This window comes from uncultured Cyclobacterium sp., from assembly GCF_963977555.1.
GTDB lineage: Bacteria > Bacteroidota > Bacteroidia > Cytophagales > Cyclobacteriaceae > Cyclobacterium.
On the sequence record NZ_CAXBPD010000003.1, the window covers coordinates 114826 to 126623 of the forward strand.

Annotated in this window: 7 protein-coding genes; all 7 read left to right on the forward strand. The window is 36.9% G+C overall.

What is annotated here, in order from left to right; genetic code table 11:
- The first annotated feature begins 73 nt into the window (after window positions 1-73).
- The 7 genes from AAC073_RS04575 (at window position 74) to AAC073_RS04605 (ending at window position 11748) form a co-directional block, all read left to right on the forward strand.
- Window positions 74-613, forward strand: a complete 540-nt coding sequence (locus tag AAC073_RS04575; RefSeq protein ID WP_339922663.1) for a YfiT family bacillithiol transferase — start codon at window positions 74-76, stop codon at window positions 611-613.
- Window positions 614-758: 145 nt separating this feature from the next.
- On the forward strand, window positions 759-1100 hold the full coding sequence (locus AAC073_RS04580; protein ID WP_339922664.1) for a YciI family protein: 342 nt from the start codon (window positions 759-761) through the stop codon (window positions 1098-1100).
- A 10-nt stretch (window positions 1101-1110) separates the two neighbouring features.
- Complete coding sequence (locus AAC073_RS04585; protein WP_339922665.1) at window positions 1111-1569, forward strand: DUF1569 domain-containing protein; 459 nt, start codon at window positions 1111-1113, stop codon at window positions 1567-1569.
- A gap of 6 nt (window positions 1570-1575) precedes the next feature.
- The gene (locus AAC073_RS04590; protein WP_339922666.1) at window positions 1576-2814 is read left to right on the forward strand and encodes a DUF6596 domain-containing protein; all 1239 of its coding nucleotides are present in this window, start codon (window positions 1576-1578) and stop codon (window positions 2812-2814) included.
- Window positions 2815-3090: 276 nt separating this feature from the next.
- Window positions 3091-5400, forward strand: a complete 2310-nt coding sequence (locus tag AAC073_RS04595) for a hypothetical protein (protein WP_339922667.1) — start codon at window positions 3091-3093, stop codon at window positions 5398-5400.
- A 454-nt stretch (window positions 5401-5854) separates the two neighbouring features.
- On the forward strand, window positions 5855-6643 hold the full coding sequence (locus AAC073_RS04600; RefSeq protein ID WP_339922668.1) for a hypothetical protein: 789 nt from the start codon (window positions 5855-5857) through the stop codon (window positions 6641-6643).
- Window positions 6644-6891: 248 nt separating this feature from the next.
- Entirely contained in the window at window positions 6892-11748 is a 4857-nt protein-coding gene (locus AAC073_RS04605) for a RecQ family ATP-dependent DNA helicase (protein ID WP_339922669.1), read from the forward strand.
- The last annotated feature ends 50 nt before the right edge of the window (window positions 11749-11798 follow it).

The window sequence follows — 11798 nt, forward strand, 5'->3', positions numbered from 1 at the left end:
TTTTCAAAGCTTAAGTTCTTATCAGAAGATCATTCTTTAATTTGCAATCTCTGACCACCACAAAAGAAGCGCCATGGACATCCAAAAACTCAAATTCCCCATTGGAGAATATACACCCAATAAAAATCCAAATAGTGATTTAATCGCACTTTGGATCAAGCAAATCGAAGCTTTCCCAGCCCATATAGAAAATTTAACCAAGAATATTTCGGTTGAAACACTTAACTGGAGATACAGGCCAAACGGTTGGACAGTGAAACAGGTAGTACACCATTGCAGTGACAGTCATATGAACAGCCTTATTCGATTTAAACTGACGCTAACAGAAGAAAATCCAACAATAAAACCCTATTCTGAAGACAAATGGGCTGAATTGATAGATTCCCAAGACAACGACATCAGCTATTCACTCAGCCTATTAAATGGACTGCATAAAAAATGGGTGATTCTTCTTAAAAGCCTAACTGAAGAACAATTGGAACTGGAATTTATTCACCCCGAACATGGTGAGAAATTTAATTTGGCAGAATCTATTGGAAATTATGCCTGGCATTGTAACCACCATTTGGCTCAAATAAAAAATGCCATTAACTCAAATGGAAAATACAATTAATTGAATAAATAGAATAGCAAGGATATGCCGAAAAAGAAAACTCATTTGCTCCGCCTCGAAAAAAAAATTAAAAAACACCATCGGCTATGTCCTATTTTAAAAAGCCTAATCGTCGTAGAGATATAAACTAAAAACCATAAAGATTATGAAAGAATTTATGATGATTTTCAGAACCGAGAAAGCTGATCAGCCAAAACCGTCGCCAGAACAAATGCAGGCAATGGTCAATCAATGGCAGGATTGGATTGGAGGAATTGCCGCACAAGGAAAATTTGTTAGCACCAATGCATTGGGTTATGAAGGCCAAACAGTAAACGCAAATGGAGTAGTGAGTGATGGCCCCTATGCCGAAGTAAAAGAAATTGTTGGTGGCTATATTATCGTAAAAGCCGATAACCTCGCTGATGCAGTGAAACTTTCCGAAGGTTGTCCAACCTTCCTAATGGGCGGAAAAGTGGAAATTCGGGATGTTATGGTTATTAATTAATATTTATATAATGGCACTACCTAATATATTTAGAAAGGATATTTCAGAAGAGATAATTCAGCGAATTAACAATCTCAAGCCAGAAACACAACCCGGTTGGGGAAAAATGAACATTTCGGAAATGCTGGCCCATTGCAATGTTGCGTATGAGATGGTTTATGACAATAAGCATCCCAAACCGAATTTCCTTATGAAAGCAATAATGAAATCTTTCGTGAAAAAAATTGTAACAAGTGAAATACCTTATAAACGCAATTCCCAAACGGCCCCTGCTTTCATTATTAAGGGATCTAGAGATTTTAAAACAGAGAAAAAGCGCTTAATTGAATACATCAACAGAACCCAAGAACTAGGCGAAAGAAGATTTGACAAGAAAGATTCTCATTCATTTGGCAAATTAGATGTTAATGAATGGAACAACCTGTTTTACAAACACTTGGACCATCACTTAACTCAGTTTGGGGTATAATTGGCTATGCAAGAAAGGGAACTTATTCCTCAATTATTCAAAACAGAGTACAGAAAAATTATTTCTGTACTCTGTAAATTATTTGGAATAGTTAACATAGCAATTGCAGAAGACATTGCAAACGACACTTTTCTTCTAGCTGCCGAAACCTGGGGGCTCAAGGGAATCCCTGAAGATCCCACCGCTTGGCTTTATACAGTTGCCAAAAACAAAACGAAAGACCATTTCAAAAGGAAAAAAATCTTTACTCAAAAGGTATCAGTGGCGCTTAAAGATACACAAACACCATCATATGAATTGAAACTTGACTTTTCCGAGGAAAACATCAATGACAGTCAACTGAAAATGTTGTTTGCTGTTTGCAACCCTGTCAATAGCAATGAATCACAAATTGCACTTGCCTTAAGAATACTTTGCGGTTTTGGCATAGAAGAAATTGCCAATGCCCTTTTAAGTTCAAAGGACACCATTAATAAAAGGCTTTACAGAGCAAAATCGACCTTAAGAGAAAACAATATTGATCTATCATTTCCTTCCAGCGCAGTGCTAGAAATAAGATTGGACAATGTGCTTTCAATTTTGTATCTCCTTTTTAATGAGGGCTATTATTCAAGCACTGCTTCAAATACTATCAGTAAAGAATTATCCCTTGAGGCCATGCGGCTACTCTATATTCTGACAGAGAACGAGAAAACCAATGTCCCGAGAGCCAATGCACTTATGGCCTTATTTTGTTTCCATTCCTCACGATTTGAAGCCAGGTTTGATCAATCCGGACAACAGGTGATCTATGAAGAACAAGCCAAATCAAAGTGGGATTATGAACTAATTGAAAAAGGCGAATACTATCTCAACATTTCAGCTAAAGGCAAGCCAATATCAAAATATCATTTAGAGGCCGGTATAGCTTTCTGGCACACAAGAATAAAAGTGGCCGAAAAGAACAAATGGAATAATATTCTCCAATTGTACAACCGCCTCCTGCAAATCGAATACTCCCCTATCGCGGCTTTAAACAGAACTTATGCCTTGGCAATGGCTGAAAGTAAGGAAATGGCTCTGAAAGAAGCCTTAAAAATCGACTTGAAACAAAATCATCTTTATCAATCCCTTCTAGCTGATCTTTACTCCGGAATAGATCCGGCCAACCACATTTACCATTTGGAATTGGCCATAAAACTAGCAAAAAGCGATAATGACAAACTATTTTTAAAAAGAAAACTTGAGAAAGCCAGAGGCTGGTAGGAATATGCATAAGCTTATTAAGAAACCATTTCTACCTACGTTTGGTATATTTAATTCTTTATAATCTAATCTCATTTTGCCAAGTTTAAGACTTGATTTTAAGCAATTCAATATAGAAAGTTACCTTTACTTTTTTGGGCATTGGAACGCCCATTTTTTTGATCTATATTCACACCTTAAGGCATCTCCTGTAATTGGTTACAGCGGATTTAAATCCACCAATGCTGGGAGCAACCACTTGCCCACCAAGTAACCCAATTAATTACGTATTTTATTATGACTGGTATTATTTTCAGCAAAATCAAGCTTAGACACTTTTCTGGATGGCTACTTTTAATCCTTCTAATAAGTAGTTGCTCCAATAAGGAAGAGGGTAACTACAGTACCTTGTATTTTAAAATCAAGATTGATAACAAAGGTTTTATCACCAGCATGAAAAACAGAAAAGTGTCCCCAAATCGGGAATTCAGTCCAGCGGATAAACCTTCTCCTTTATTGTCCCTTTATGAAGGTGAAAATCAAACCTATTATGAGCCAATAAAGGCAACCTTTAATGAAGCGGCAGAGACAATAAAACTTGATTTCTCCAATGGGTCTGTAGCAAAAATTAGCTTGGAAACAAAAAACAAATACTTCAAATTCACCCTTGAATCCCTTAGCCAATCTGATGGAATTGAGGGCATCCAATGGGGCCCTTACCATACGAATATCACCAATCTTTTTGGAGAGATAATCGGGGTTGCCAGGGATACGAGCGAGCTGGTTAATTATGCCATTGGGATGCTTGCTCTGGATGACAACACGCTGGGAGGCACTTCAGAAACAATAGCAGATGCTGCTCCTTTTCAATACATTATCCACTCGCCAGATTCTTCTCTTTACACATTACCTGACTCCTTGCACGAAGGACAGATTTTTACGCTTGGTGGAGATGGCATCAACGATGTGGCTTTTTATGCACACAAGGAACCTTATTATAGGATAATGTACGGCAATGCGGCTAAATTTGACGAAAATGGGAGGATTTCCATTAATTACCACGCTAGAGATAGGAGCAAAAAAAGAGAAGTATACTATTCTTTGATTCCCAATATGGCAGTGAATACACCCAATCATTTGGAAGTTCAGCCATTACCTGAAATTGATTATATCGGTTCCTCAATTGCATTTTATGGCAGCCCAGACAGCCTTGCTTTGATGGATGTAATTCAGGACATTGTATTGTCAGAAGATTTGCCCTACCCTACCATCAATGGGAAATGGGTGAAAGATCCCTCAGCCTTTGTGCCTGATGCCCTCACCCACGGCGGATTAAATGACAGCATCATCTCCTACACCTCTCAATTGGGATTTAAAGCAATAAGCTTATATGACCAGGGTTTTGTAAGACCTGACAGAGGAAATGAAGGTTATATTGACGGGAAAGATTTTGAGCTTAAGCCTATACAGCTTACTTCTGGAAATAAATCACACAAAGAATTTGCTAAAATGGCAGCCGAATATGGGATTACCATTGGCAGGACCACCATTACAACTGCACTGGCTCCAGGCACCAAGGATGCCAGCCCCATCCCAAGCGATAGTCTTTGTTATCAGCAGAAGCGATTGTTAGTAAACGCCATTAATCCCGAGGATACGCTAATTATGGTAAATGATCCAACGTATATGGATGAAATCGCAAGTTGGGAAGGCCATGCCGCCAATTTGAACATGATAAAAATCGGCAAGGAACTGATTTATTATCTGGGGGTTTCCGAAAGCAAACCCTACCGACTTTTAAATGTAAAGCGTGGATATTGGAACACAACACCTCTCCATCATGCTAAAAATGACACGATTTACAAGTTGCAGGTCACCTTAAATTACGGCTATGATGGTCTGATTCCTAACATGGAACTTCAGGACAAAATTGCAGAGTATTATGCAGACGTGTGTTTGATCAATGGGCTGGGTTACTATGATTTTGATGGACAGGAGTTTTTGTTTAACAATGGTCATGGCTACTATTCTGCAAAACGGTTTTTTAAGAAAATGTTTGCAAGAGCAGCGGCACATGGTATTCCTCCTATTAGATTTACGGGTGCCACCTTATCGGAAGGTTCATGGCATTACCAGAGTATATGGAATGTTGGAGGAGGGAAGAATCTATATGACGTGGAGACAAGGGAATGGGGAAGTACTACCAGCCAAGGCAAAGACCTTAGGGATGTGACTTATGCCAATTTCTTCCCTGTCGGCATGGGCCGTAATTTTGCGATCAATGCCAACGCAACGGTTGAACAATATTCACATATTCAAGCCATATCTATAGGTCTTGGTACTACCTATAGTTTGGAATTGAACCAAAAAGAGGTAGAAAGTTGTCCTCAGAAATACGAAATATTTAATACCATAAGCACTTGGGAAAAAGCACGTTCGGCCAATGCCTTTCCGCCTAACATCAAAAAACTATTGGTTGACCCCAAACGGAATTGGACCCTGGAGCAGGGAGAAAACGAAGATTCCTGGATCCTTAGCGAATTAAAAGAGGGCAAAGAAAAAGTCAAATTCGTTTTACTCAGAAATGATTACGATTCAGCTATATAATGAAAATAGACTTTTTTTAAAATTGCAGAATGCCATCATCCCCTGGGAACTACAGATAAACTTTTGCCTCTAATATTTTACCTTATGCCTATAGGGCAGCAATGAAAAATACAAGAACTTATGTGATTGTTATGTTGTCAAAAATTTGTTCATTTAACTTGAATCAAGAAATCACCTGTTCTGATAGCCAAATTCTACATGGACGTATTTTTTTACCCATTACTTTAACAAATCATAGAAAAATAGTATTTTGGACTGTTAAATAAATAGCAGCGTTTTTTTAACTGGCTGAAGTTTTCCTGTTTTGAAAAGACCATTGGCTTGATCTAGATTTAGGAAAAGATTTTTATATGATAATAATTTTTACCCCTACGCCCTTAAGATGTTGGCAATAACGCTAAACGTTAATACAATTTTTGAAACACATCACCATATACTATAAACCAATTGCCCCATGAAAAAATCAATTTCAATCCCTGTGTTTTTTTTATTATTCATCTCTTATAATCAATCATTTAGCCAAATAGATGTCAATGTTACCGATATTAAAAGTGAGGAAACTTTTTCATTTAATGAGGTTTACGACATTTACGATTTGGACAAATCACTTCCCACAATGGTCATTACCTGGAGTGGAAAATGGTGTTTTCCCTGCATCAATTTAATCAACCGATACATTGATTGCGACTTATCGATGCTTAATTTAATAACCATTAATGTGGATGCTGAAGAAAACTTAGCCGGTATATTAGACGATGGACATCACCGCGAATGGGACGATGCAATAAACCTCCACGCAAACTTAGGGGAGGATGAGAAGGGCTTTGACAATGTTTTCAATGTTACCTCGGCCCCACTGGTGCTGTATTTAGTTGACGGGATGATCTCAGATGCTGTAGTTAGTTATTCCCTTTACCCTTACCGTTTGTTGCAAACAGATCGAATCAAGGATATCAGCTTTTTATGGAACAGTTCAAAGGACTTAAACGCTCTTGCCTGGGGTTTTTACAATGAGGAAGAAGACCAAGATAAATTAGAGCAGGCAAAAGAATGGGTTATTCGCTCTATCGACCTGGATAAAAACTATTCCAATACAGATACTTATGCGGCTTTACTTTTCAAGACCGGAGAATACACTAAATCATTAAAAGTAGCTAAAGAGGCCATAGAAATTGCCAAAGAAAATGATGAAGATTACAATACTACAACAGATTTAATCAATTCCGTTATTGAAAAACTGTAAGAGAAACTTCCACATTTAGGGAATTGACAAACCTTGGTCAGAATCCAAATTTACTTATTTTTATTTAAACATCTTTGTAAATAAACATCATAAAACAGAATATTTGACTAAAAAAAGAGAAATAAACAAGGATTAATTATATAGATAGGCATTTATGCCAAATCCATGAATTTTTCCTATCTTAGCTAAACTTTTATTATTCAATTTACCTAAACTAGCCCCTCTATAAATTCAGCGGGAAACCTATCATGAAATCAATTGCTTTCATAGATACTGAAATAGATCCAAAAACCAAAAGGGTTTTGGATTTAGGAAGTATTAAAAGCAATGGTGCGGTATTTCATTCTCCTTCAATAACTGCTTTCACAAATTTTATTGCAGGTTCCCAATTTGTATGCGGCCACAACATTTTTAATCATGATATAAAGTACATTCAAAAAAGTCTCAACGAGGTAAAAATAGAGGTTGCTCACATGATTGACACCTTATATTTATCCCCACTATTTTTTCCTAGAAAACCTTATCACGCTTTACTAAAAGATGACAAGTTACAAACAGAAGAAAGAAACAATCCCTTAAATGACTCCATAAAAGCCAGAGACTTATTTTATGATGAGCTTGCAGCCTTCCAAAATACAGAAGTGTCATTGCGCCGAATTTATTTTCTATTGCTTCGAGATAAAAGAGAGTTTAGCGCATTTTTCGATTTTATTGGATTTGAGTGTAGAGAAACTAATGTTGAACAATTAATTCGTGAAAAATTCCATTCCGATATATGTAGTGGTGCTAACCTTGGTATCCTCATAGCAAGTTACCCAAGTGAGTTGGCATATTGCCTTTCATTGATATATGCCAGAAGTCGTTTATCTATCACACCGCCTTGGGTATTGAAAAACTACCCTGAAGTGGAACAAATAATGTATTTGCTAAGAAACAAAGCTTGTCTCACTGGATGCGGTTATTGCAAACAGGCACTAGATATACACAATGGATTAAAAAGATTTTTTGGTTTTGATGCTTACAGAACTTATGGAAGGGAACCTTTACAAGAAAAAGCTGTAAAAGCAGCAATTGATAACAAGTCAATATTAGCGGTTTTCCCTACCGGAGGGGGTAAGTCCATTACCTTTCAGGTTCCTGCTTTGATGGCTGGAGAAAATGCCAAGGGGCTAACCGTTGTAATTTCCCCACTGCAATCCTTAATGAAGGATCAGGTGGATAATTTGGAGAAAATCGGAATAACGGATGCTGTAACTATTAATGGTTTATTAGACCCGATCGAAAGAGCAAATTCATTTGAAAGGGTACAAAGCGGAGCGGCTTCTATTCTTTACATTTCGCCGGAATCTTTGCGGTCAAAAACCATAGAACATTTACTTCTTGGCAGAAATATTATCCGATTTGTAATTGATGAAGCCCATTGCTTCTCTTCTTGGGGCCAAGATTTCAGGGTAGATTATTTATATATTGGAGATTTCATTCAAGCTTTACAAGTGAAAAAAAACAGGACTGAAGGCATTCCCGTATCCTGCTTTACAGCCACGGCAAAGCAAAAAGTCATTGAAGATATTTGTGATTATTTTAGAGAAAAGCTCTCCCTTGAATTGAAGATTTTTAGTTCAAACACTTCAAGAACAAATTTACAATATAAAGTCTACCCTAAATATGATGAAGAACAAAAATACAATACTGTAAGGAATTTAATTGAAGAAAAAAACTGCCCAACAATCGTATATGTATCAAGAACCTATAAGGCTTATAAGCTAGCAGAACGCTTATCTGACGACGGATTTCAGGCAAAACCCTACCATGGGAAAATGGAAAAGCAGGAAAAAACTGAAAACCAAGATGCTTTTATTAATGGTGATGTTCAAATAATGGTGGCGACATCTGCCTTTGGGATGGGCGTAGACAAGAAGGATGTTGGAATGGTAGTTCATTACGAAATTTCAGACTCTCTTGAAAACTACGTTCAGGAGGCCGGCCGCGCAGGTAGAGATGAAAACATTACTGCAGATTGTTTTGTATTATTTAACGAAGAGGACCTTAGTAAACATTTTATATTACTCAATCAGACCAAATTGAGTATAAAAGAAATCCAGCAAGTTTGGAATGCAATAAAATACCTCACCCGCTTTCGCTCTTCGGTATCAAATTCCGCATTGGAAATAGCCCGTAAAGCTGGTTGGAATGACAGTATTGATCAAATTGAATCAAGAGTAAAAACAGCCATTTCAGCATTGGAAGAAGCTGGCTACTTGAAAAGAGGGCAGAATATGCCTAGAATTTATGCCAACAGTATTTTAACAAAAAATGCACAGGAAGCCATTGATAAAATTAACGCCTCGGGAAAATTTCAGCCTAAGCAAAAACAACATGGCGTTCGAATCATTAAAAAGCTATTTTCCAGCAAAAGCAAAAGTCACTCGAGCAATGAAGAAGCAGAATCACGGGTAGATTACCTATCAGATCACCTAGGGATTGTTAAGGAAGAAGTTATTAATATTATCCGCCTCCTTCGGGAAGAAAACATTTTAGCTGACGCCAAAGATTTAACTGCTTTTATAAAAAAGGGAGAAAACAAAAACAAGTCACTTGCCACTGTTGAAGCCTATGGGAAAATCGAAAATTTTCTTCTATCAATCTTCCAGGAAGAAGAAAAATCATTTCAAATTAAAGAATTAAATGAAAAAGCGGAAGAAAACGGCTGTGAGGAAGTAAGCCCAAATAAGATTAAGACCATTATAAATTTCTGGGTAATCAAAAATTGGATAAAACGGAAAACCCAAGGGTATTCCAAAACCCACTTGGCAGTGGTATGTATTCAGCCTAAGGAAAACCTAAAAGTAAAATTAAAAAAGCGGCATGAATTGGCTATTTTTCTTGTAGATTTTCTCTATGCAAGGAGCTTCGATAAAACCCCACAGGAGGCACCATTCAAAGAACAAGTATTGATTGAATTTTCGGTCCACGAACTTAAAAAGGCCTATGAAGATTCTTCACTGCTCTTTAAGTTTAAAGTCACAATTGAAGACATTGAAGACACACTTTTTTATTTATCAAGAATAGAAGCAATAAAAATTGAAGGTGGCTTTTTGGTTGTTTATAACTCAATGACGATTGAGAGGATTGAAAAAGACAATAAAATCCGGTACAAAGTCGAGGATTATCAGAAATTAGATCAATTCTATGAAAACAAGGTGCAACAGATCCATATTGTAGGTGAATATGCCAAACGGATGATCAGCGACTATACGGAAGCCTTACAATTTGTAGAAGATTATTTTCAATTGAATTACAGTGTTTTTCTGAATAAATATTTCAAGGGTAGTCGACAGAATGAAATTAAAAGAAACATTACTCCTACTAAATTTAGACAACTTTTTGGTGAACTTTCACCTCGTCAATTGAAAATAATAAAAGACAACCATTCAAAAAACATAGTGGTTGCTGCAGGCCCAGGAAGTGGTAAAACCAGGGTTTTGGTCCATAAATTAGCTTCCTTACTTCTTATGGAAGATGTAAAACATGAACAATTGCTCATGGTCACTTTTTCAAGAGCAGCGGCTTCGGAATTTAAACAAAGGTTACTCAAATTAATTGGCAACGCCGCCAATTTCATCGAGATCAAAACCTTCCATTCTTACTGTTTCGACTTGCTTGGGAAAATTGGAAACTTAGACAAGTCGTTGGACATCATCAAAAGAACAGTTGAAAAGATAACTAGTGGGGAAGTAGAAACCAACAGAATAACAAAGACCGTTTTGGTGATAGATGAGGCCCAAGACATGGATGCTGATGAATTTGCCTTAGTAAATGCTTTAATGAAGCGAAATGAGGACATGAGGGTGATTGCTGTTGGCGATGATGACCAAAACATATATGAATTTAGGGGTGCGAGTTCCAAATACTTGCAGCAATTCATTCATGAAAAACAGGCGATCAAACATGAATTGATAGAGAATTACAGAAGCCAAAACAACTTGGTTGAGTTCACCAATCAATTTATTGAAAGACTTCAAAACCGATTAAAAAGCAGTCCAATAAAAGCAGTTTCAACTAAAAATGGAGAAGTGAGACTGGTAAAACACAAAGGCCAGCATCTGATTTCTCCCTTTGTAAATGATATCATTAACGCTGAAATCCGGGGAACCACCTGTGTATTAACCAGATCAAATGATGAAGCTTTGCAAATTACTGGTATGTTGCTCAAGAATAATATTCCCGCCAAATTAATTCAGAGTAATGAGAGCTTTAATTTATACAATCTTTTGGAGGTTCGGTTCTTTTTAAATCAATTAGAACTTGAAGAGGATGTTTATGTGATCAATGAAGACGTTTGGAAGGAAGCCAAACGGGCTTTGTGGAAAAAGTACCGAGGGAGTTCAAAGATCGAAATTTGCATCAATCTTATTAAGGAATTTGAAGCTTCCAATCCGAAAAAAAGGTATAAAACTGACTTTGTCTTATTTATTCGTGAGTCAAAGCTGGAAGATTTTATCACTGAAAAAGGTGACACTATCTATGTTTCAACCATACATAAAGCCAAAGGAAAAGAATTTGATAATGTTTTTCTACTTCTTCAAAACCTTAATCATTTGAATAGCCAGGAAATAAGACTATTGTATGTAGCCATGACTAGGGCCAAGCAGAAGCTGAGTATTCATTTAAATGAGGATTTTCTGGATAAAATCATTGTAGCTGACTTGTTGAAAATAGATGACCATGCCCTTTGGCCTGAACCAGATATTATGGTGATGCAACTAAGCTATAAAGATGTTTGGCTTGGTTATTTTAAATCCACTCAATATAGGACATCAGAACTAAAAAGCGGGGATGAACTGCATACCAATAATGGTGTCTGCTTTAATAAAGAGGAAGAACCCATATTGAAATTTTCTAAGAAATTTTGTAGTCAAATGGGTGAGTTAATCAAACGGGGTTATCAACTTTCCTCAGTAAAAGTAAACTTTATCGTATATTGGAAAGATGAAGAAACAGAAAAGGAATTCAAAGTGGTCTTACCTGAATTGCATTTTAAAAGGACCCCTCACATTTCCTCCAATCCAGCTGAATTGGGAAACACACCCACTCTGAATTATTAGTATCCGCTTAAAACCGAACAGGTGAAAACCTTTTTGGAATCAGAATGGCT